The organism is Microbulbifer maximicatervae (SeqCode), assembly GCF_052467305.1.
The window spans coordinates 4061121-4085010 of record NZ_CP174306.1; the positions used below are offsets into that span (position 1 = coordinate 4061121).

General features: G+C 46.9%; 19 protein-coding genes. 14 read left to right on the forward strand and 5 right to left on the reverse strand.

Annotation, left to right across the window (positions count from 1 at the left end):
- The first annotated feature begins 1141 nt into the window (after nucleotides 1-1141).
- Nucleotides 1142-1303, forward strand: coding sequence for a hypothetical protein (locus tag ACJJI4_RS17760; RefSeq protein ID WP_444925975.1), 162 nt, complete (start codon nucleotides 1142-1144; stop codon nucleotides 1301-1303).
- Nucleotides 1304-2567: 1264 nt separating this feature from the next.
- Here ACJJI4_RS17760 and ACJJI4_RS17765 read toward each other — a convergent pair.
- Nucleotides 2568-5555: a TonB-dependent receptor gene (locus ACJJI4_RS17765; RefSeq protein ID WP_444925976.1), complete on the reverse strand. Its 2988-nt coding sequence runs from the start codon at nucleotides 5553-5555 to the stop codon at nucleotides 2568-2570.
- Nucleotides 5556-6125: 570 nt separating this feature from the next.
- On the reverse strand, nucleotides 6126-6827 hold the full coding sequence (locus ACJJI4_RS17770) for a glutamine amidotransferase-related protein (RefSeq protein ID WP_444925977.1): 702 nt from the start codon (nucleotides 6825-6827) through the stop codon (nucleotides 6126-6128).
- 315 nt (nucleotides 6828-7142) lie between these two features.
- Between ACJJI4_RS17770 and ACJJI4_RS17775 the strand changes: the two genes are divergently transcribed.
- The 4 genes from ACJJI4_RS17775 to ACJJI4_RS17790 all read left to right on the forward strand — a co-directional run bounded on the left by ACJJI4_RS17775 (nucleotide 7143) and on the right by ACJJI4_RS17790 (nucleotide 12349).
- The gene (locus ACJJI4_RS17775; RefSeq protein ID WP_444925978.1) at nucleotides 7143-8744 is read left to right on the forward strand and encodes an AbgT family transporter; all 1602 of its coding nucleotides are present in this window, start codon (nucleotides 7143-7145) and stop codon (nucleotides 8742-8744) included.
- Nucleotides 8745-9480: 736 nt separating this feature from the next.
- Nucleotides 9481-10539, forward strand: coding sequence for an AraC family transcriptional regulator (locus tag ACJJI4_RS17780; RefSeq protein WP_413663407.1), 1059 nt, complete (start codon nucleotides 9481-9483; stop codon nucleotides 10537-10539).
- A 396-nt stretch (nucleotides 10540-10935) separates the two neighbouring features.
- Nucleotides 10936-11190, forward strand: a complete 255-nt coding sequence (locus ACJJI4_RS17785; protein ID WP_413663408.1) for a hypothetical protein — start codon at nucleotides 10936-10938, stop codon at nucleotides 11188-11190.
- A gap of 52 nt (nucleotides 11191-11242) precedes the next feature.
- Nucleotides 11243-12349 carry a YHYH protein gene (locus ACJJI4_RS17790; protein ID WP_444925979.1) on the forward strand — a complete coding sequence of 369 codons (1107 nt, stop codon included), beginning with the start codon at nucleotides 11243-11245 and terminating at the stop codon, nucleotides 12347-12349.
- Nucleotides 12350-12432: 83 nt separating this feature from the next.
- Here the strand turns inward: ACJJI4_RS17790 and radA are convergent, their stop codons facing one another.
- A complete protein-coding gene (gene radA / locus ACJJI4_RS17795; protein ID WP_444925980.1) occupies nucleotides 12433-13827 on the reverse strand; it encodes a DNA repair protein RadA in 1395 nt (464 codons plus the stop codon).
- A 261-nt stretch (nucleotides 13828-14088) separates the two neighbouring features.
- Between radA and ACJJI4_RS17800 the strand changes: the two genes are divergently transcribed.
- The 8 genes from ACJJI4_RS17800 to ACJJI4_RS17835 all read left to right on the forward strand — a co-directional run bounded on the left by ACJJI4_RS17800 (nucleotide 14089) and on the right by ACJJI4_RS17835 (nucleotide 20893).
- Entirely contained in the window at nucleotides 14089-14532 is a 444-nt protein-coding gene (locus tag ACJJI4_RS17800) for a pseudoazurin (RefSeq protein WP_413663411.1), read from the forward strand.
- Nucleotides 14533-14545: 13 nt separating this feature from the next.
- Nucleotides 14546-15343: an oxygen-binding di-iron domain-containing protein gene (locus ACJJI4_RS17805; protein ID WP_108734605.1), complete on the forward strand. Its 798-nt coding sequence runs from the start codon at nucleotides 14546-14548 to the stop codon at nucleotides 15341-15343.
- A gap of 82 nt (nucleotides 15344-15425) precedes the next feature.
- The gene (locus ACJJI4_RS17810; RefSeq protein WP_444925981.1) at nucleotides 15426-15773 is read left to right on the forward strand and encodes a hypothetical protein; all 348 of its coding nucleotides are present in this window, start codon (nucleotides 15426-15428) and stop codon (nucleotides 15771-15773) included.
- 108 nt (nucleotides 15774-15881) lie between these two features.
- Nucleotides 15882-16370: a DUF411 domain-containing protein gene (locus ACJJI4_RS17815; RefSeq protein WP_444925982.1), complete on the forward strand. Its 489-nt coding sequence runs from the start codon at nucleotides 15882-15884 to the stop codon at nucleotides 16368-16370.
- An 11-nt stretch (nucleotides 16371-16381) separates the two neighbouring features.
- Entirely contained in the window at nucleotides 16382-18172 is a 1791-nt protein-coding gene (locus ACJJI4_RS17820) for a copper resistance system multicopper oxidase (RefSeq protein ID WP_444925983.1), read from the forward strand.
- A complete protein-coding gene (locus ACJJI4_RS17825) occupies nucleotides 18165-18911 on the forward strand; it encodes a copper resistance protein B (RefSeq protein ID WP_444925984.1) in 747 nt (248 codons plus the stop codon). Before ACJJI4_RS17820 ends, ACJJI4_RS17825 begins: the two co-directional genes overlap by 8 nt.
- 293 nt (nucleotides 18912-19204) lie before the next feature.
- Nucleotides 19205-20329 (forward strand): alpha/beta hydrolase, encoded by a 1125-nt coding sequence (locus ACJJI4_RS17830; RefSeq protein ID WP_444925985.1) that lies wholly within the window; start codon nucleotides 19205-19207, stop codon nucleotides 20327-20329.
- Between the two features lie 162 nt (nucleotides 20330-20491).
- Nucleotides 20492-20893 carry a DinB family protein gene (locus ACJJI4_RS17835; RefSeq protein WP_444928244.1) on the forward strand — a complete coding sequence of 134 codons (402 nt, stop codon included), beginning with the start codon at nucleotides 20492-20494 and terminating at the stop codon, nucleotides 20891-20893.
- A 188-nt stretch (nucleotides 20894-21081) separates the two neighbouring features.
- Here the strand turns inward: ACJJI4_RS17835 and ACJJI4_RS17840 are convergent, their stop codons facing one another.
- Both ACJJI4_RS17840 and ACJJI4_RS17845 read right to left on the reverse strand, forming a co-directional pair.
- Entirely contained in the window at nucleotides 21082-21894 is an 813-nt protein-coding gene (locus ACJJI4_RS17840) for an SDR family NAD(P)-dependent oxidoreductase (RefSeq protein WP_444925986.1), read from the reverse strand.
- Between the two features lie 93 nt (nucleotides 21895-21987).
- Complete coding sequence (locus ACJJI4_RS17845) at nucleotides 21988-23046, reverse strand: MBL fold metallo-hydrolase (RefSeq protein WP_444925987.1); 1059 nt, start codon at nucleotides 23044-23046, stop codon at nucleotides 21988-21990.
- Between the two features lie 134 nt (nucleotides 23047-23180).
- Between ACJJI4_RS17845 and ACJJI4_RS17850 the strand changes: the two genes are divergently transcribed.
- Nucleotides 23181-23792 carry a TetR/AcrR family transcriptional regulator gene (locus ACJJI4_RS17850; protein ID WP_444925988.1) on the forward strand — a complete coding sequence of 204 codons (612 nt, stop codon included), beginning with the start codon at nucleotides 23181-23183 and terminating at the stop codon, nucleotides 23790-23792.
- Nucleotides 23793-23890 lie beyond the last annotated feature (98 nt).

A 23890-nucleotide genomic window follows, 5' to 3' on the forward strand; every position in this document is an offset into this window, starting at 1 on the left:
AAAGTTGATATTTACAGCCCGTTATCACTTAAAATCAATTTTTACTCTTTGCTGCCAAGCCTAGCTTTTTCATAAGCCTGTGGACTCAAAAAGTCCCAACTTCAAAACCTCCTTTGTATAACGGTTTCACTAATCAATGGTTTTCAAGGCTCTATCTGATTCAGAAAAAGCTATCAAGCCATGGCTCTGCAGCATATTTGATTACCTATTCATCTATACTAATAGCAATAACTACTTTCATTTACTTGCATTACTCTGTAGAGGCTCTAGTTGGAAAGCTTCCTTGCAGCCTCTTTAAAAAGCTCTACTTCATTTCATTCACAAAGAAGGCGTCGGCCTTTTTCGGCTTCTTTCTCCATCTGTAATCGCTTGTTTTAGCCTTGAAATCGATCCTGATCTTAGAGTTCGCTCGCCCCCGCTCTTCTTGCTTCAATCTTGTCGTCCAGCATCCTAGGCTGTTGACGGTAGCTTCTTCAACCTCTGCAGCCTAAGGAACTGAATATCTTTACTCAGCAGCTAGAGCTACGACGCCATTCGTAAATTACGACTTAAAAGGCCCACATGTATCTCTTGTTATCATACATTGCCTTTCTTGGTAGCTTTATCAACTTAACGAATTGCCTGGATAGATTAGATCACTAAAAAATGACTTGCTATTCGAATTTGAAATAGGTGGTCATAATGGTACTTTGAACTGAAAGATCCAAAGATCCTCAAAAAGTTAATGTTAATCACGCTATTCTGGAGTTATTTCTGGTTGTTTTTAAGCCTTACAAAGAAATATTTACATAAATGCTATTGTAATTATACTGATGTTTTTATATTAAAGTTAATTCTATATCATAAAATCTATAAGATCGTCCCTTCAGTCTCGAACTAGACTGTCATAACGTAATCTGTAAGAAAGAATATTAGCTTGAGTGCTTTGTACCAGATTCACACGCTGAATTTGACTTCCATCAACTGAAATTGGATCATCAAACTATGGCCTGCTGCAAAATATTTTTGAAGGAATCTATACTCCCACCAGATTCAACTTCAAATTTTTTGTCTGTTCTTATATCCAAAGAACTTGGATCAAATGAAGATATAATTGTCACTATTCTCGCGACTAATAACATGGCACCCACAAGTTGTTATATTGAAATCACCTGTAAAAAAGGACCAAGCAGAACGCACTCAGTATTACAAATACCTTGCTATTAAGGTTGATGAAAGTGCTAGAGAACTCTTTACTATTGAGAAACCTATTAAAATAAGAATTTTTTTACTAGAAGAAGAGTTTATCTTTGGGGTCAATTGATTAGAGAAAATAACAACAACATAAATATAGATAAAATATATAGTAAGAGCTACCTACTCTAACTAAACATATTTATCGCTCATCAAGCAGATTTAATACTGGATGTAGCTAAAATAATACTTATAATGCCGGGAATTCATATTTGATCTCATAGATAACTTTTTAGAAAGGTATCTATGAGATCAAGTTCAGTTCACAAACATCCCGTCAAACTATTTTTATTCTCCACAATAGGCACTATCGGCATGTCGTCACAACCCTTCCCCTTACAGGTTCAATTACTATTGTACTATACAAGCCATTCACTCAGACATACTTTGTATAATCGCTATAGCCTTATCGACCGATAGAACCCTTGTAGCTTCGTTTAATTAAAGCGATCACAGCTACCATTCGTTTGCGAGTGCCTAGCTTTTGTCTTAGCGTATTCTATTTCATTGATAGCCAAATAGAATTAATAATAAAGTTGCTTTAGCTCAACATAACTTCCAGGACCTCAATCAACTAGGGTACGTAGAATTAGTAGGTAATACATGGCGTAAACAGTCAAGAAACAGTCTCTTTGGAGATTGGCCGTACTGATTGGAGATTTGCTAGTAGACCACTTTCAGCGGAACGCTTTTGTGCAGATAAAAATATAAGTTCATTGATATACGCCTTCCCTTATATATTCCCACATAGGAAGTGTTCGGAGAGATTCGATAATCTAGTAGTATTGTATAATTTCCATAGCAGGCTACGCCGACGTTCTACTTTTTTTAAAATTCGAACACGTGGCTCAGCTAAGCCCCCTCTTTGGCTTCAACGACTACTAAAGCTGAGCAAATCATGCAGTAACCGAATACTCAGAACACCATTGATGGGCGTAAGAGGAATGCATTTACGCTGCTCAATTGAGGAGCGTACCGACCTATAGACAGCCCCTTAAAGGATACCTATTAACCCCGTCTCTTCAATTACGAAGTCAACACGGAGCCTATAATGCGATACAGGTCAATTCTTCAAAAAAAGCGGTGCATTCCGTTACTTGAAACGGCTTGCATATACCGGTAAAAGCCCCTCTCGAAATACCAAATATCTTGTAAGCTTGGGTTTATTTCCGATCTACTCTACAAAAATATTGCAGTCCAGTAATATGTTTGATAAGAGGATCATTGTTTTTTTACCAGGGGCCTTCATCGAAGCCCCTATTTATCAAGAGAATGTTAGATTTGAACTAACTAATACTAAGGCCGCCATACCGGCCGGCCCCTTATAGTTTATATTAGAACCGTGCACTGATACCGAATCTAAAATATCTGGGCGTTTGGTAGTATTGGTTCAACCCCCAGTCAGGATCAGATAGTCCGGGGCTAATCTCTGCAAATTCGTCAACTTCTGTTTCAGCGTCTGCATTTAATAAATTAAAGACATCAGCCCTTAACTCGACATCTGCCAAACCAATTTCAGTGTTATAAATTAACGATAAGTCAATCTGATTCACCCAGCTCGTCCGGCCACGACTACCGCGCTCAGTTCGCACTAAATTACCATCTGGATCAGTCAAATAGTAGGTATCGCCATAGTAGGGAGTGCCATATGGGTGTCCTTTGCCAAAGGAGTTTATCGGTCTTCCTGATTGCAAAAGGAAATTGGCGCCTAATAGTAAGTTTTCCATTACCTGATAGCTTCCATATATCTTAAACTTATGGGTGCGATCATTAGGGAGAAAGCCATTGGCACCATCCATAATTTCAGGGAAATCAAAGTCTTGAGTAATCCCCGCATCATCCTGACCATTATCAGATTTAACGTACCCCTCTGTATTACCTTTACTCTCAGACCATACGTAACTGGCTGTTAGACCCCAAACGCCGTCAAAGGCTTTATCAACGGAAAACTCTAGCTCTTTGTAGGTTCGTTTAGCTTCTGGATACCCAAGCAATTCAGCAGAGAAAGTTGTCATCTCCAACTCACCGGTACCATACCTATCATAAGGAATTGTTACATCACTTCCAGGGTTAGCGAGAACATAACCATGAGCATCCCCAGTATGAGCATAGCCTAATGCGTCAACCGCATGGTTAATACTGATATCGTCAATATGTGACTTTAGATCACGATAGGTAGCTTTAACACCCACACTCCAACTTTCATTAAGAACCTTTTCATAGCCCAGAATATATTCATCCTGATACATAGCCTTCAAATCCCGATCAGATAATTGTCGGCTATCGGGAACTTCTCCGCTAGAGTTAATCTGAACAGGACCTATTTCTTCAGTTGTAGGTATCCCTTCTGCATCAATATTTGTGGGGACATAAGTTACTGGATCATAGCTCCCATTAAAGATGAAGTAACGCTCCAAGCCCAATTCTCCTCCAGATAAACGCACGTTAGTATTAGCAGCAACAGGCATATGGTACCTACCCCAGTTACCAAAAACGCGCGTCTCTCCATCGCCACTAGGATCCCAAGAAAAACTGAGACGAGGAGCCCATTGATCATCAATTTCTATAAATACATCACCCTCACCATTGTAATTGGAGAAAATCTCACTCCTAAGCCCAGCACTGACGGTTAAGTTATCAGTGATATCCCACGTATCCTCGATATAAAAAGCCTCAGACTCAACTTTAAAGGATCCTGAAACATCGCTTACTCGATACCGCACCAAGTGAACCGTGCTACCATCGCCATTCACATCGGGAACAATACCTCCATTAGAAAGCTTGGAGTCAGGAAGGGCAGATATATAGCGGTAATAGACCCCTTTCCCATCCCTTAATCCGGTGCCCGCATAGGTCTCAGCAGAAGAGGAAGAATTATCTTCACGATCATATCCGAAGCGGACAGTATGATCTCCAAGCACCCACTCAAAATCTATTCGACTTGCTTCGCGCTCATCACCACCGGTTTGAATTCTGGAGTTTGTATTACAGCCTGGATAATAAGAAGAATTTCCTGGTAGCGCCCCATCACTAGCATCAATAATAAAAGGGCATTCAACATCGGTGGTTCCAATTGTTGTTAACTCATATTCGTTTTGTCCATATAACAAGGACATACTGAAATTATCAGTTAGTTGACCATCGTAGCGTAACAACCAGTTCTCTCCCCCTCGATAATCACTGATCGTGCCTTTATAATCAAGCTTGTCCATGTTGTAGTAGTCATAGTTTGACTGTTTATTTTCTCGAGTCCGCTCATCGGAAAAATGAACATAACTTAAGATATGGTCATCGGTCACATTCCAAGTTAAGTTAACCCCCCAAAAGTCATCAGCCACTTCCCTATTATTAAAGGTATCTGGGGCTTGGAGAGTGTTATACTCTTCAACAGTTTCCTGTTGTTCATAGAGCGCATAGAAAAATAATTTGTCCGGTACAATCGGACCGCTTATATAGTAGTCTGTAGTATATCTAGACTGTTCATTCTCCGAGTTAAGATCATAGAGCGTTCCATCTGTGGACAATGTATCCGGGCTTGTTTCCCTTAATGATCCAGGCTCAAAGTAAGTAACTACACCATATTTAAAATCATTGGTTCCACGCTTTGTAACAGCATTTAAAACGCCACCTAAAGACCGTCCAAACTCTGCACTATATCCACCAGTTTTGATTTGAAACTGATCATAAAATTCAAAGGGTACAGAAGAACCACCTAAGCCATTGCGAAAATTGGTAACATTCAAGCCATCAATATAGTAAGCATTTTCACCGACAGAGGCTCCGCCAAATGATATAAGATCTTTATCCTCTCCGAATGCGTTATCCCCCAATACAGTTCCCGGAGCAAGCAAGGCAACAGATTCTATATTTCTCCCTACAGGCAACATCTCAATATCCTCTAAACTGATATTGAGAGCAGATTCAGCTGTTCCTGTACGTATTTGTGGTAAGGCCTCAGCTACAACCAAAACCTCTTCCATATCGCCTTGGCTCAAAGGGATACTTAATTTACCTGTGCTACCGATAGACACTAGTACTGATTCGATTACTGCCGGTTGGTACCCTGACTTCTGCGCGGTTATTTTATAAACTCCACTGGGTAACTTGACCTTGAAATCCCCATCGTCACCAGTTGAGATAGTCCTTTTGAAGCCATTTTCTTCATTTTTAATAAGAATGGTTACGTTAGGAATCTCACTACCATCTGCTCCAATAAGCCTTCCATCAATTCCCCCGTTTACATTTCCAGCCGCAAGCACATTAGTGCTAGCTACTGACAAGCTAATGGCACTGGCCAATACTGCCCTTTTAAATAAATTCATAAACCTATCCTTTTGCTTATAGAAATATTTATAGATTTTTTTAGATTAAAAAAACGTGTTAATTGTTAATCCATCCTCCCTGAGCGAGTTGCCAACACCCAAGACCTCTATCTAAATCAACTAGAATACATACACACCCAAAAAAATAAAACTGATACAAGCATGTTATTCAATTACCCCTCCCTAAACAAAAATCTTTAAATAAATAACCCACCATTAAATACCCACTACTTTTTTTAAAACAACCTTAAAAGTTTATATTACCTACATATAAATCTGGAGGTAATGAAAAAAATAAAAATGGGTGCAAAAAACTGCCATTGGCCAGAGAAAATTATATCCTGGTAATTAAATCGCTTTATTTAAATAAAATTAAAATAAACACAATCCCACAAAAAAACCTATATGTTCTTTAAAGCATATAGAACAAAGGTGAACAAAGATAAAGTTTAATGTGTGCATAAGCATAAACCCCACTTATAAGTGGGGTTTCAAAAGGTCAGATACTATTGGGATGAGAAATAGAAAATAGCTATATGGAGGCTTCTTATTTAATTTAATAGGTGAAATTTAATGCCTCAAAAACTCCAACATCCATCTGGCAACTGCATTTTCATGGATATCGTTCTTAAGAGACTCCTGCCCTTTATCAACCACAGCTTCACCAAAAGCCTGCCGTCGAAGCTCCATTAAGCTATTTGAGTAGGGCTTAGTGAATTCCGGATGCGCCTGGAAGCTAAGCATATGATCATCCACCTGCACCATTGCCATTGGGCAGAACTCACTGGAAGCCAGTACTCGCCCACCAAGCGGCAGCTGATCCACCTGATCCTGATGCGTTACTAAGAGACTAAAGTTGGGCGCGGGTTCAGACATCCAACTAGGCGTCTCCTGCATTTCGTAGGTGTGCACCCCCAGCCCCCAGCCCTTATCCGACTTACGGGCCCGGCCTCCCAGTGCCTGGGCAATTAACTGGTGACCAAAGCAAATACCAATGGTCGGCTTTTTCTCACCATGTAACTTGCGTACAAAATCCATTAAGGGCGCAATCCAGGGTTTGTCGTCATAAACGCCTGTCTTGCTACCGGTAATCAGGTAAGCATCTACTTCATCTATATGAGCGGGATACTGGCCGTGCTGGACTTCGTAGGTGTTAAACTCCAAATTGGAGTCCTGGTCGCGCAACAAGTCGGCAAACATCTCCGGGTACTCCCCAAATTCGCTGACAAGCTCTTTGCGCACATCATCGGTTTTTAAAATTCCAATCTTCATTATTTTCACCGCTGAATTGACTACATAGTATTGGGATTATGGCATATCCAGTCACCAGAGACCGCTATCAGTAAGATTTACCCCACTGTAACAAGCGCCATAACAGCACATCTTTCATCATAGATCTTTTACCTATCCGGGTCGCCTGATAGCTCTTTGGCCTACCGCCTAGGAGCAACATTTCTCTCTGGGCATTCTTAGCTGAAGTAGTTTTGTGTATGATCTCGGCTTTAGCACATTTTTCAGCCAACCCTTCGGCTACAAGGCGGCCCAGAGGCAATTAGGGTCGCTTGCAGTAACGACTGAGGACCAACAATGACCACAACAACCTCCCCGAGTGATCGGCAGGACAGTTCCCCAGGGCGCAAGACAGCCTTTATCCGCTTCTTAGATGCAGTGGAATGGCTCGGCAACCTTCTCCCCCACCCAATCACACTGTTCGCACTATTCGCCGTTAGCGTGATAGTCATTAGTGGTATCGCTTCTTACTTTGGCCTGTCTGTCCCCGACCCCCGCCCGGTTGGCGCTGCTGGCCGAGCGCCAGATGGCGTCATTGAGGTCTTCAACCTTATGAGTGGCGATGGACTCAGGATGATCGTTACTAGTCTGGTTAAGAATTTCACCGGATTTGCTCCGCTGGGGACAGTTTTGGTGGCCCTATTGGGGGTTGCGATTGCCGAGCACTCCGGCCTGTTAAGTGCCGCTGTTCGCGGTCTGGTACTCCAGGCCTCCAAACGCACAGTCACTGTCATAGTGGTTTTTGCCGGCATCATCTCTAATACCGCCTCTGAATTGGGCTACGTGGTACTGATCCCATTAGCCGCAATGATTTTCCACTCTCTCGGTCGACACCCTATCGCTGGCCTGGCCGCCGCGTTTGCCGGTGTCTCTGGCGGCTACAGTGCTAACTTGCTGCTGGGAACGGTGGACCCGCTGCTATCGGGAATCACGGAATCTGCAGCCCATATGATCGACCCGACCTACTCCGTAGGCCCGGAGGTGAACTGGTTCTTTATGATTGTCAGTACCTTCCTGATCACCGGAGTTGGTAGCTGGGTGACCATGAAGATCGTAGAGCCCAAGCTGGGCAAATATGATCCCAGTGAAGCGTCTGTCGACCTGACTCAAGACAAAGTTGGCACCCTGACCGACGACGAGAAGCGCGGCCTTAAGTACGCAGGTTTGGCTGTTTTGGGCGTATCTGCAGTACTCGCTTTGACGGTGGTGCCTGAGTGGGGTGTTTTACGTAATCCCGAGACAGGCTTGGTCGCGGGCTCTCCGTTCCTTAAGGGTATCGTCTCACTGATCCTGGTGTTCTTCGCTATCCCGGGATTTGTTTACGGTAAGGTTGTCGGCACCATGAAGAATGACCGAGATGTCATTGATGCCATGGCCAAGAGCATGAACAGTATGGGGATGTACATTGTCCTGGTGTTCTTTGCTGCACAGTTTGTCGCCTTCTTTAAGATCACCAACCTGGGCACCATTTTTGCCGTTTTAGGTGCTGATGCGCTACAAAGCATCGGCCTCACTGGGCCACTACTGTTCCTGTTCTTCATCATGATGTGTGGCTTTGTGAACTTGATGTTGGGCAGTGCCTCTGCTCAGTGGGCGGTGACAGCTCCCATCTTTGTACCCATGCTGATGCTGCTGGGCTACGCCCCGGAAGTAATCCAAGCGGCCTACCGTATCGGTGACTCTGTGACCAACGTTATCACGCCGATGATGAGCTACTTTGGCCTGATCATTACTTTTGCTGCGCGCTATAAGAAAGACTTGGGCATGGGTACATTGATCGCCACTATGATTCCCTATTCCATCTTCTTCTTTATCGGATGGACAGCCCTGTTCTTCATCTGGGTTTTTGCCCTGGGACTGCCCGTCGGCCCCGGTGCAGCTACTTACTATGGTGGCTAATCCACTGATTAATCATTAATCCTAGAGCCCGCTTATGCGGGCTTTTTTGTCTCCCCAAAATGACCGTACATTTGAACTGGTCATTTATATCCGCTGGTAACTACCCAAAAAGTGTTAAAGCGTTCCTGAAATCACCAGTCATTCAAGATAGCTTTAGGCAGGGGTAAAAAAGTGGATAAATTAAGAAAAAATTATTATTCCCAGATATGGAGTCACCATAAAACAAAAAAATTTTTTTGCTGTCATAAGGGAATAAAGTTTCAATGTATTAACTTTAATTGGTATTTTTTTTCATTAGGTGACATTTTGTTTATGAGCAAAAGCCAAAAGCCCTTCGAATCCACAAAAAAAAACAAGTAATATAGGCCTTGAAATAATACTTAGCGGAGACTGATAGGCGGATTGCGCCAGTTTCGGCTGCCTTGTTTTAATCTCATATATTATTTTCTCAGGATGAGTCGTGTGCACTTTGTGGTAGTTGGTGCAGTAACAGTTATCCATAGCGCACAATACATATCAGGAATTCGAAATAAAACAGGCATTCGCCAATATGACGGTTTTGCAAATCCGTCAGACAATGCCCAGGAATGTGTAATCCTGGAATTTGCATTTATTTGTAGATTCCTAAAATTATCGGGCACGCCTATCAGTTGAATATTTCCGCTCAAATAGAAGTTGCGACCCGGCACGCCTAATAATTAAATCAGGCTGGGTTCTTGGAAGGATTTGGAAGAAATTGACCCAACAAATAAGAGCTAAGCTGTTAACCGGCTTTTATGACCAAGTATCCCAGCTAAACGGCTGCCCGGAAACACTGCTTAATAGCGCCGGTATTAACCCCGAGCAGGTTGAAAAACTCGAGGGGTATCTCCCGTTGAGTAAAGTGACTGACCTTGTTGAAAAGGCCGCACGACAACTCAATTGCGCGGATTTCGGACTGAGACTGGCAAAAAGCCAGGGGGCTGCCGCCCTCAGTTCTCTTGGAGCAGCAGTATTGCAGTCGTTGACCCTCGGGGAATTCCTCAATGCTGCCGTAAAGCAATTCGCCGCCCCTCCTTATAACCTGCGAGTTGAATTGGAAGTAAAAGGGCTCCAAACGTTTATAACTTTTCATTGTTTAAATGATTTAGAAAGTTATATACCTTCGGACTCTCCATTACCTCTCGAGCTATTCCGGGAATTTCTCCTTGGGGTTTCTGTTGTCGCACTACAAATATTATGTGGTGAAAAGTTCAATCTGGAGGCGGTTCATTTAAAGTCCAAACAGCCGCTCCACGACCAATATGAAAACTTTTTTGGTACAAATGTACAGTTTTCACAAAATAGCGACACCTTGATTCTAAGTAGCGGCCAGTTGGCCCAACCGACCGAGAAGTGCAACCCGGTTTTAAGGCCTCTATTAAAGTCTTATATCGACAAAGTACTGGAACAAGGTGAGTCAAACCTGATTCACCAAGTAGAACAGCTGATCTATTGCCTGATGCCGCTAAAGCGCTGCAGTTTGCAGGAAGTCGCCAATCAGCTGGGGATGCACAAGCGCACACTGCAGCGCAGGTTGCGAGATCGGGAATTGGTGTTTGAGGATATTCTCGACCGTATTCGCCGCGAACGCGCAGAACATTACCTCAGTAGAAAGTTGCCACCTATGGCCCAGATTTCCAATATGCTGGGGTATCGGGAGCAGAGCTCATTTAACCGGGCCTGCGACCGCTGGTTTGGTACCACTCCAATGAAAGTTCGCCGCAGGTTGTTGAGTGAAGCTGCGGCGAAAGCTGCACTGGAAACTGAAAGTTAAAGCCCCTTCAGAAAAATACGGAATCAGTCGTGACACAAGCCAGATTTTAGCTTGTGCCACGACTGATTAAATACCCAGCCTTTCCTACTTACTCATCCCCTAATTCCCACCTCCACCACTGATCAATTAGAGCCTGTCAGATCTCTGGATCATTAGTCGTAAAGTGAGCTCTCCAGCCCCACACTTCTTTACAAGTTATCCACATTACTTACTCATTCCTCGACTATTTTCGATGGCAGTCCCAGGCCAATTCGAGAAGCCAGCCCTTCGCTGAGCGGTAATCGCCATTTCCCGAGTCTATAGTTTCGGGCGACAGCAATAACCTCTGTCAAAACCCAATGAGCAAAGTTGAGGCTCCAGGGACTCCCCTCAAAGTGCCTACGACAGGAGAACACGATGAAAAAAATATTTATCCCAGTAGCAGCCCTCTTACTGGCCACAAATGTATCTGCACAGCCGCGCCAGCCTCCGCAGGAAGCGATTGATGCCTGCAGCAGCTTGGCAGAGGGAGACGCCTGTACTGTCGAGACACCCAGAGGCACATTGGAGGGCACCTGCCGTATGCCCCCGCAGATTGAGCAGCTGGTCTGTGTACCTGCCGGCGGCAAGGGCAAAGGTGGCCCTCGCCCCATGGAAGATGAAGAACAGTAACTCCCAATTAATCGCAACCGGCCAGCGGTACTGTAAATCTTGAGATGTCATTATGAAGAAGTGGTTATTTGTGGGGCTTTGCAGTATTGCGCCTCTCTCGCTGGCTCACGTACCCGATAGCGCCCTGGAGGCTTGTCGAAACCTGTCCAGTGGCGCCAGCTGCTCAATGGAACTGCCCAATGGCCGAGTCAGTGGTCGCTGCCGCAACCACCCCCAATCACATGGCCTAGCTTGTGTTCCCGAGCGCAAACTGACTGCGCGCTCTACAGGAGGGGGCGCCACTGGTGGACGCCACACCGCTCGCAAACACACAGTGGTGCAATCCGATGGTCTGCAGCACACTGTCCCTGCTACCGAAGCGCCCATTACCTTTAGTGAAGTAAGTATCAGTATCCAGGGACCCTGGCGCGTTATTGAGGCCAACGGTATTTCCGAGCACAAGACTGGTACCTTCCCCAATCGCGGCAATCCCCATGAAATCGAGGTGCAGCGCTACCGTTTCCGAGTTCCGGCTATCCCCCAAATTGCCGCTCAATCTACACCGGTTCCGTTGCAGAATTTTGGTATCGGACTGAACGGAGTGCCTTTCGACCCCAGCGCTGCAGAATGGTACCTGGGCAATCGCGGACGCTGGCGCTACGAAGCCTTATCCGGTGCGATTCAGCTGGGTGTAGACGATAACTACGCCCATGTTCAGCCCAATGGTGCCTATCACTATCACGGCATTCCCACCGGTTTATTACAGCGCCTGGGAGTATCTAAGGAAAGGCATTCGCCACTGATTGGCTGGGCTGCCGATGGATTCCCCATTTATGCCCTGTACGCCTATGCCGATGGTTGGGAACCGAAATCCGGGATTGCGGCAATGACTTCAAGTTATCAGGTGAAACCCGGGAAACGCCCCAAGGGCGGTAAAGAACCCGGTGGCTACTACGATGGTACCTTTGTGGATGATTACCACTATGTGGCTGGCTCCGGCACATTGGATGAGTGCAACGGCAGAATGGTTCGCACACCAGAATTCCCCAAGGGCACCTATGCCTATTTTCTGACAGAAGACTGGCCCATTATTCCGCGCTGTTACAAGGGTACTCCGTCAGAAGATTTTCGTCGGGGCCCCGGTAACAACCAGCGCAAGGGAGCAACTAGGCGCCCCTAGCGAAGGAGACTCTGAAAGCTCACTTCCCCAGAGGAATACCGCCAGGTATTCCTCTGCCAAAACAGCCGTTCCCGGCTGGAGTGTCAGCTCATATCAATTACCGCCAGCGCTTCTGCCAGGGTCTTGACCGAGTGCATTTCCATTCCCTCGATATCGTTCTTCAGGCGGTTAGCTGCAGGCACAATGGCTTTGCGAAAACCGTGTTTGGCCGCCTCGCGCAAACGCTCCTGGCCCGAGGGCACCGGGCGAATCTCGCCTGACAGCCCCACTTCCCCGAATACCACCAGATCCCGGGGCAGGACACGGTTGCGGAAACTGGACACCACCGCCAATAACAGTGTCAGGTCGGCGCTGGTTTCCATCACCTTTACCCCGCCGACCACATTGATAAAGACATCCTGGTCCCCCACCAAGACACCACCGTGGCGATGCAACACAGCGAGCAGCATATTCAAGCGGTTCTGGTCGAGGCCCACCGCTACCCGGCGGGGGTTGCCGAGACTGCTATCGTCCACCAGGGCCTGCAACTCCACTAACAGCGGCCGGGTGCCCTCCCACACCGAGGTCACCACAGAACCGGCTGCAATCTCCGCAGCCCTTTGCAGGAAAATGGCTGAGGGATTGGATACCTCTTTCAGGCCCAGCTCTGTCATCGCAAACACGCCGAGTTCATTGACGGCTCCAAAGCGATTTTTATGGGCCCGCAGTGTGCGGAAGCGGGAGTCGTGGGTGCCTTCGAGGAGAATGGAGCAGTCGATAATATGTTCCAGCACCTTGGGGCCCGCGAGACTGCCATCTTTGGTGACATGCCCCACCAGGATCAGCGCCGTGCCGGTCTGTTTGGCAAAGCGGGTCAGGTAGGCCGCACTCTCGCGCACCTGTGCCACAGAGCCCGGTGCCGATTGCACATCGCTCATATGCATCACCTGGATCGAGTCCACTACCATAACCCGTGGATTCACTTCCTTGGCCGCCATGCAAATACGCTCCACATCGGTTTCACTGAGCAATTGCAGAGAATCCGTGGGCAGCCCCAAGCGCTTAGCGCGCATAGCAACCTGCTGGAGAGATTCCTCACCGGTGATATAAAGCGCCGGCATTGAAGTCGCGAGATGGCACAGGGTCTGGAGTAAAACAGTAGATTTCCCGGCACCGGGATGGCCGCCGATCAATACAACGGAGCCCGGCACCAGCCCGCCGCCCAGCACTCGATCCAGTTCCGAGGCCGTAGTGGGAATACGCGGCAATTCACTGAGATCGATTTCCGATAGTTTTTGCACTTTGCCAGCACCAGCGGAGCCGGCGTAGCCACTTTGTGCATCGGTAAAATTCGCGGCGCGGCTGTCCTTGTGATCCGGTCCCAGGCGTACTTCCGATAGGCTATTCCAAGTGCCACAAGCACTACACTGCCCTGCCCATTTGGTGTAGTCAGCGCCGCATTCATTACACACGTAGGCAGTTTTACGTTTTGTGGCCAAAGCACTCTCCCGAAAAGTCACAGAATTGATCGGCGCACAGTTTACCCCTTATCCGGCCGAGGCGGGTGGTGCTCAGCGGTCTAAAATGACTCTCCTACACGGATCCCTTCTATTGGCATCTTCTCCTTCTAATTGGTCTATCTACGCGATTGATCTAGATCAATTCACCCAGCCCCCTCCGAGATAACATCCGCCGCTGCCTCTACCCACTAATGGGGAGGCGCTGAACAACACTGACTAACCATCGAACAGGAAGTAAGTATGTCGTCTATTACTCTTCGCGGCGCGATTCTGGCGCTCGCCATGGCCTCGACCTCCGCCCTGGCTGCGGATCACGAAGTTAAGATGCTGAACCAGGGCAAGGACGGCATGATGACTTTTGAACCGGCATTTCTCGCAGTAGCACCGGGCGATTCTGTCACCTTCCTGCCCACTGATGCGGCCCACAACACTCACTCAGTTTTGTCCCCTGCCGAGGGCGCTACCTGGAATGGCAGTATGGGAGAAAAGGTGACTGTCACTTTGAACCAGGAAGGTGTCTACGTATACCAGTGCGACCCGCATCTGCCGCTGGGTATGGTTGGGGTAATTCAGGTAGGTAAGGCAACCAACTTGGAAGAAGCCAAGAAGCATGCCGAAGGCATGAATGCCGGTATTGCTATGAATAAGGAGAGGCTCACTCAATACCTCGGCCAAGTCCAATAAGAGGAGTCGCGGCGTGGACATCCTATTTGAAAAAGGTCACCACCTGGTTGCGCGGTTCGGCGATTTGGTTAAAGAGCAGAATGGCAGCGATGGGGTACAGGCCAATCAATTTGTTATTCGCCGCGGCACCAAAGGGGCGCTTATCGATCCCGGCGGCGATCTGACCTACACACACCTCACCATTGAGCTCAGCCGCCATTTGAACCTGAGTGAACTGGATCTGATCCTGGCCTCTCACCAGGACCCGGATATTATCGCCTCGCTGCCACGCTGGATGCTGCATTCGCGCTGTAAGGTGGCGGTGTCGAAGCTGTGGTCGCGGTTTTTGCCACACCTGGTTTCCGGCTTTGTCGCCTCGCGTGCCGGTGCTGAACGCTGGCAGGAACGCATCATGCCTCTGGACGATAAGGGAGAAATTATCCCCTTCAGCGACAGCGAGATTTGGGCGCTGCCAGCGCACTTTATGCACTCCTGTGGCAACTTCAGTTTTTATGATCCGGTAAGCCGCATATTATTTTCCGGCGATATCGGTGCCTCACTCGGTGGTGAGGAGGGCGAAGTCAAAGATTTCGACGAGCATCTGCCGTCGATGGAAGGGTTCCACCGCCGCTATATGGGCGGGAACTGGACCTGTCGTCTCTGGGCCAAGATGATTCGGGAACTCAACCCCGCAATGATTGTGCCCCAGCACGGCGGTTACTTTGCCTCAGGCGATGTCAAAGAGCGCTTCCTGGGCTGGCTCGAGCGCCTCGAATGTGGGCCGGACCTGTTGCGACACCAGGACTTCCGCCTCCCCCTGGGCCGCTCTTAACCCGCCATCCCGCAAGCGGGAAAGTTGCACCGGCAGAGGCCAGCCCATACACTGCGGGCTGGCTTGTTTTCTGAATACCGCCATGCACTCCGGGATCTTCCGCCTATTTTTGCTCATACTACTACTGGCCTTCGGCGGCCAGGCAGTTGCGTCATCCTGTGCGGAAACACACGAATCCCCAGCGGCATCCATCGCTGCAGAAGAAAAAACCCACTGCGACGAGGCAACCCTTGAGAACTGCAGCGACAGCCATCCTTCCAGTTGCACTGCTGAATGCAGCTGCTGTGCAGGGCCAGGCACCAGTTCTGCGGTAAACACTCAATATAAAATCCTTGTATACAACCGCAATCTACTTGTAACTGCCTACCGGGAATTTAATTCCTCTCCAGATCCGGAAATGGCACTGCGCCCACCCATATTCCGCACTTAACGGGCCCCGTATGCCTAGGCATACGTACACTCCCCAGCTTTACTCCAAATATTTTTTATAAATACTCGCACGCCTGTGTGCGCTCTAAATCTCATCATCGGAGTTCATATGAACCGTTCAATTTTGATCGCTATTGCTGCGCTACTCACAACCCTGGCATTAAGTGCCTGTGCCGAATCTCCAGACCCCCAAAAGGAATCTGTGAGCCTGACCACTTACAAATCCGCCACCTGCGGCTGCTGCAAAATTTGGGTTGAGCATGCCCAACAAAGTGGCTTTGACGTCGTAGCAAAGGATGTCAAAGACCTTAACGGCGTGAAAAAGCAGCACCATATCTCTCCGCGCTATCAATCCTGCCACACCACAGTGTCAGAACAGGGCTATGTTTTTGAAGGGCATGTACCGGCAAAGCTGATACAGCGTTTCTTGCAGAATCCACCGCAAAATGCCATTGGTCTCGCAGTGCCAGGTATGCCCCTGGGCAGCCCCGGTATGGAAGTGGGCGACCGTTTTACGCCCTATCAGGTAATGCTGCTTAACAAAGATGGCAGCAGCGAAATTTACGCCGAAATCAATACGGCACAGGAGCAGTTTTAAAAGGGACATCGATGGCAGAGAGCTTCCGCACCGACGCCGTATCAAGGCGTACTTTCGTCACAGGTCTCGGAGCGGGAGCCCTGCTGCTGGGGTTACCCCACAGTTCGCGCCCAAACTCGCCAACAGCTTCGACAACAACCCTGCGCGGTAACCACTTTGATTTATCCATCGGTTACCGCCAGATAAATCTTACCGGGCGCGAACGACAAGCCCTGACCATTAATGGCAGTCTACCGGGCCCCATTTTGCGCTGGCGGGAAGGGAAAACTGTCACCCTGAATGTCCATAACCAATTACCCGACAAATCCTCCCTACACTGGCACGGTGTTAGGGTACCCAGCGATATGGACGGCGAACCGGGGTTGAGCTTTAGCGGCATTCAACCTGGGCAAACATTTCGCTACCGATTCCCTGTGCGCCAAAGTGGTACTTATTGGTATCACAGCCAATCCGGGTTTCAACAACAGCGGGGGCTAATTGGGGCAATAGTCATTGATCCGATATCTCCAGAACCATTTTCTTACGAGCGGGATTATGTTGTTGTCCTATCCGATTGGAGCGATGAATCTCCCCAAACTATTTATACCCATCTAAAAAAAGACCCGGACTACTACAACCGGCAACAGCGCACGGCTACAGATTTATGGCGTGAGGTGCGCACAAAAGGTGTCGCACAAACCTGGCGGGACCGGCATCAATGGAACTGGAAACAGCTTTCCGACCGCAATATCTCCCAGGTCACAGGCGAGACTTACACCTACCTGATTAACGGGCATACACCCGATACCAATTGGACTGCATTATTTAAACCTGGTGAGAGGGTTCGCCTGCGATTAATTAACGCAGCTTCGATGACCTTCTTCGACCTGCGTATCCCCGGCCTGAAAATGAAGGTGATGGCGGCCGATGGACAAAATGTCGAGCCCATTAGCGTCGATGAAATTCGTATTGGCAGCGGCGAAACCTATGACGTAATTGTCGAGCCAGAGAGTGAACAAGCCTACAGTATATTTGCGCAGTCCATGGACCGCAGTGGCTATGCGCGAGGCACACTGACAAGTGATATACGTCTGAGCGCAGAGGTTCCCGCGATGGATCACCGCCCAGTGCTCACTCTGCAAGATCTGGGACTGGCGAGAAAAACCGAAGAGACAGACACACACTTTAAAACAACCCAGACTGCTCACACCGAAAAACATTCCGATTTGCCCGATGCAACTGAGGGGGGATGGTTTTACGGAAACCTCGCTGCAGCGGGGCTCGGTAGTAATAGCCCTATTATTCACCAGCCAAGTGAATCCGGATTCAGGGTGGATCACCGCGCGCTGACGCCAGCAAACGGCATCTCTGACCCCGGTGTAGGACTCAGAAACCATAAACATCGCTATAACCGCCGTGTACTAACTTACAGCGACTTGCGCAGCAGTGAACCCACCCAGGATGAACGGGAGCCACAGCGGGAATTACAGTTACACCTGACCGGCAATTATGAGCGCTATCTCTGGTCAATAAATGGTGAAAAATTTCGCGATGCCAGCCCATTATTATTTCGGCACCAGGAGCGCCTGCGTATTACCCTGGTCAATGACACCACGCTTCCACAGCCCATGCACTTACACGGTTTTTGGAGTGAGCTGGAAACCGGTGACGGAGAGTATTTACCTCGCAAGCACACGGTAATCGCGCAACCCGGATCAAGCATCAGTTACTTAATCAGCGCCGACACCAATGGCCGCTGGGCTCTACACAGTCAAATGCTTTACCAGAGGCCCGGTATGTATCGGGAGGTGCGCATTGTTTAAAAATGTTGCAGGGATAGCAGCAACACTATGGATACTTGCTGCCCAGGCCAGCTATGGGCAGGCAGAACCCCAGCATCAACACCACAGCTACCAGTCCTCTGGCGAGGATAACGAAGAAGAACCCATGGCTGAAGTCAGCCTCGACTATGTGGAACTGCGAGGTGATAACGGCGGGGAAATCGAGGGAGACTTCAGTTATGGCGGAGAGCAAAATAAGTTTGTTGCCGAAGTCGACTATGAGCGTAGCAGTGGGGAAATTGAAAAGAATGAACTCTGGGCGCTCTATAATCGGGCAATTTCAGCAAACTGGAATTTCCTAATTGGAATTCGCCACGATTTTAATCTGGAGACTACCAGCCGGAATTGGGCTGCTGTGGGTATTACTGGAGAGTCTCCCTACAAATTCGAAATGGATGCAGTATTTTTCTATGGAGACCATGGCAGTACTGCATTTCGCCTGGAAGGCGAGTATGAAATAAAGTTGGCACAGGACTGGAATCTGGTCCCACGTATCGAGCTGAACTTTTTTGGACAGAACGATGAGGCCCGAGGTAGCGGCTCTGGCTTATCGGAAGCGGAAGTCGGCTTTCGGCTCATGTATGAAGTCACCAGGAAATTCTCACCCTATATTGGCGTCCACTATGAACGTGAAGTGGGCAATGCCGCTGATTTCGCCCGTGAAGAAGGTGAGGATGTGGACTCAACCGTATGGGTACTGGGGTTTAGAGCTTGGTTTTGAAAAAATCCAACTTTTTATATCTATACAAGTTGTAACACTTCGCATCAGCTGTAACCAACTTTACCATCCCCTCAATCTGTCATAGCATCTAATAGATCTTAATCGCCTTTTTAAAAAAATTTAAATTCAGTAAGGATGCCGGTGATATGATTTTTCCCCGAATACTGTTAATCGCAGTTTCTTTACTGTGTGTGGGACTATCAGCAGAACCTGAAAGCCCACAGAGCCACTCTTCTGTTAGCACGACCAAACACCTGAGTTATGGCAATGAAATTCTTTTCTCATCCAGAATCTTGAGTCGTGAAATATCAATCAACATATATTTACCGCAAACGTTCCATCAAGCATCAAAGCAGCATAGATACCCGGTTATCTTTATTAATGGCACTCACGGCAAAGAATTTTTCCACGCCTTAACCGGGGTAGTAAAGCATCTAAGTAGCGTAGAACGTATGCCGGAAAGTATTGTAATCAGCCTTAATGATGGTGGTGATGAACCGGAAACCTACCTACATGGAATGTGGACACATACCGCAGAGGAGAAATTTAGCGCCCAGGGAGACCCTGAGGCCTATAGTAAATTTCTAACTGAAGAACTATTCCCATATTTAGAAAGTAATTACCGCGCACTCAACAATCGAATGATTATTGGTGTTTCAACTAGCAGTATCTTTCCTCTCTACGCCCTAACTAACAAACCTGGATTGTTTCAGTCTTACTTCTTTTTATCTGCGGCCGATATATTTGGTATGGGGCCCACTTCAGAGAGTACTTTTATTGATGAAATAACTACAAGTATGCAGACCTCATCAAACAAGATCAGTGCTTTTTATTTCGCCATGGCCGACAGTGATATGCGTAAAGATAAGCGCTATGATAAAATCTTAAGTCAAATTAATACCAAACTATCGCCTTACGTAAAAGAGAATCTCAAATTAAAAATAGAAATTCTTAACAATGAAAACCACTACGGTGCCTTTATAAAAGCCGCGCTAACGGCTATTGAGCTTAATTTTCCCCACGAAGAATGGTCCGCAAATTATCGAGAATTGATATCCCAACCTGGTGACGCCTTGCAAAATATCGATCATTTCTATCAATCACTCTCACAGAAATATGGCTTTCCTATTTTACCCAGGGCTACACGTTGGAGAAATGTTAACAAATTAAGCCATATCACCAATTTGTTACTAAAGGATGGTCGTATCCATGAAGCCATCAATGTCGCAAGGCGATGGGTGGAATATCGGCCAAATTCTATTGACGCCCACCAAAGTTTGGCCCAGGCGTTACAACAGAATGATGAAATTTCAGAGGCTTCTGATGTTTTGAAGAAAGCTCTAGAAATTTCTCGCAATCAGGATAAAAGTAAAACGGCGGCGATAAATCGGCAAATAGCTGAACTCAAGCTCAATTAGCATACGATTAAAAATTGTATTTACTAAAAATAAAAGGAGACAAATATATATGGATTTCACCAATGCTTTTCAATAAAAAAATGGGCCAACTTAGAGCTATTATCAGCTGGAGAAAAGCAACTTCATCTTCTACCCAAGGAAGATGCGAGCTTCTTTATCCGTATACTCAATCCTACTGCGGTAGTCGACAGCCTGTTTATCAGCCGCATTACCGAAACACAGGAGCTGTTTTCTTCAGATAACACAATTGAGACACCTACCATTACTGAACTAAGGGAGAGAATGAATAACAATGATTCCTGGCTCATCAACTTCTCTCAAACAGCAACTTTATCTGATCTTGAGAGAATAATTAACTTTCAGTTTACGGACGGGGATTCTGGGCAACTGTCAATCCATGAAATTTTTGTGCATTTATTGACCCATGGCAGCAATCATCGTGGAATGGCATCGCGAACACTATCTTCGAAAGGCCTGAAAAGGCCAAAAAATACTTTTACCCGTTTTCTGCATATAATTGAGCCTGAGAGATGGACATCAACCACTACTTCCAACGAAGACTGATCTAAAAGAAAGAGAATCTGGGTTTAATAGTGTGACAACTGGGGTTGGCAGCCTACTTATTTTAAAAAAAATAAGGAAATCAAGATAATTCCCAAAACCTATAAAAATCTATTCTAATATAAATCTCTCAAAAGGCAGCCCTGGTATAAATAATCTAGGCTACCCTCAAAGTACTTCCAGGAAATCACTTAATGGCCTTTAACTATCTCTGTTTTTTTATTATCCACTATCTTTTTAAATACATTCCCAGATAATTTTAATAACTTAGCGCGACTTAAGATTCGAGGCAAGATACTAAGTAATACCTTTTGCTTCCCTGAAAGCACATAGCTTCTGTTGGCAAGAAATCCATGTAACCCTACTTTGGCTACATGCTCCGCAGTTTCGTACTGTTTTTCATCAACACTTACATCATTATTTGCCACTGCCGCAAAGTTCGTCTTAGTTCCACTAGGACACAAACAAGTTACTGTGATACCTGTACCTTCCAATTCGTTATATAAAGCCTCTGAAAAATTCAAGACATAACTTTTGGATGCAGAATATACGCCTGCATAGGGCACTGGCATTAAGGCTGCACCTGAGGCGACATTTATAATTCCTCCAGATCTTTTACTTTTCATACCATCAAGGTATAGGTAACAAAGCTCTGTCAATGTACTAATATTGAGTTGCAGCATCCTTTTATAGGTTCGAAGGTCAAAATCCTCAAAATTGCCCCATTTCCCAAATCCAGCATTATTTATAAGAACATCTACATCAAGTCCTTTATCTTTCGTTTTCTGAAATAATTCCTGTGCAGCCCCCTCTACGCTTAAATCCATAGTAATTAAGGACACTTGGACCTGATATTTCTCTTTAATTTTCTTGCTGACTTCTGCCAAGCCCGCTTGAGATCTAGCAACGAGAACCAAATGAGCTCCCTTATTCGCACACTCATAAGCAAACGCCTCCCCAATCCCTGAAGAGGCACCTGTGATTAATACAGTTTTTGACTTCATAGTACAGCCACTTAAATATTTAGATATTGGAAAAATTTAAACGAACAAAAGATGTATAACTTATATTTACCTAGCCACGACTTAAGCGATAACCTATTTAGTTTTTTCAACTATAAGTTCCCGCCACCAGGGTTTGGTTGGCAATGGATCTCTCAACTTTACCGGTGCACCTATCACCGGTATTAACAGCTTTACAGCCCGATTTTCCGCAGCAATTTCTACACGCTCGAATGGTTCAAACCAGTCATGCAGAGCAAGATCAAAAGTACTATTGTGGATAGGCAGCATTGCTCGCCCTCCGAGATCGAGATGTGCCTGTACACTCTCTTCGGGCATCATATGAACTGAACTCCAAAGCTTGTTGTAAGCACCCGTTTCCATCAGTGTCAGGTCGAACGGACCAAATCGCTCACCAATTTCACGAAAGCCACTAAAATAGCCACTGTCACCGCTAAAGAATATACGACCCTCGCGCCCTTCAATTACCCAGCTGGCCCACAGTGTTGAGTCTTTATCCGTAAGTCCACGCCCGGAAAAATGCTGAGCCGGCGTCGCGGTAAAGTGCAAACTCCCCAGGGCAAAGGATTCCCACCAAGCTAGTTCCTCAATTTTTTCTGCTGGAATACCCCAGTTACGCAAGCGACTTCCCACTCCGGTAGGAACGACAAATTGCTCTACTTTATCCCTGAGTGCACGAATACTATTTTTGTCCAGGTGATCGTAATGATCATGGCTGATTACTACTGCCTTAATCGAGGGGAGGTCACGAATCTCTATGGGCAATGGATGAAAGCGCTTTGGGCCCATCCACTGAACCGGGGATGCCCGCTTGCTAAATACCGGATCTGTCAAAACATACTGATCATCCATTCGAATCAGTACTGTGGAGTGCCCAAGGCGATATACGGCACCCTCAGCAACTGGGGCTGCCAGCTCTGCAGCGGGAATCTGTCGCAATGGAATAGGCTTCACCGGTGCGGGGGCTGCACGATCCGCCTTAATGTAGGCGCCGATCATTTCAACTATACCAGCACTACTGACTTTGTAGTCAGTATCACTGTTGCGGAACTTCTCGGGTTGATTTGTACAGCTACCAAAGAGACCTACCGACATAACAATCACTCCTGCCAGAATCCACCAGCGCTTCTTCATTTCACTTACCATGTAAACTATACAGTGCAGTGTACAAACTAGCTATATAAAAGTAAACTATATAGTGTAAAATTTGCGTAAGAAGTAACTCGCCGGCAATGGAATCCCCCGGCCCAGATTTCACAGAGATACCCATGACTGAAAAGAAACCAACCAGAAGTGAGCTGAAACGCCAAGCTATTATTGATGCCGCCAAGCAGGCTTTTCAGGAGCAGGGAGTGCAGGGCACAAGTATGGACGAGCTGGCAGCCCGAGCACAGGTATCAAAACGCACCGTGTACAACCACTTCTCCAGTAAAGAAGCCCTGGTGATGTATTTGATCGGTGAACTCTGGCAGCAGGCCACCCAGCCCTCCGGTTGTGACTACAACCCGGATAGTGATATGCAATCACAACTCCGCACACTGTTAGAGCAGGAAATAAAAACAATCTGCAACCCGCAGTATATTGAGCTTAACCGCATGGCCTTCGACTACTTCTTCCACCAGCCGGAAGCACTACAGAAGGAAATGGAAAAATATAAGGCCCATGAAACCGGGGTGCAGCGCTGGATCAAATCTGCCGTAGCTGATGGGCGACTAAAGTCTCTCGACATAGAGGTCGCCAGTGGGCAGATTCACAACCTGATTAAGGGCGGTTGCTACTGGCCTCAGTTACTTCAACTCTCTGGCCCACCGAGCTCCGCCGAGCAAGAGGCACTGGCCGAGCGCACCGCTGCGATGTTTTTAAGTTATTACCAAGCCTAGACCTACTATAGTGGCCGAATCCTTCTTGGCCACTCTATCTACATTCATGGCTTCCGACAAATGACCTACTAAATCCCAACGAGAAAAACACCTCTCAG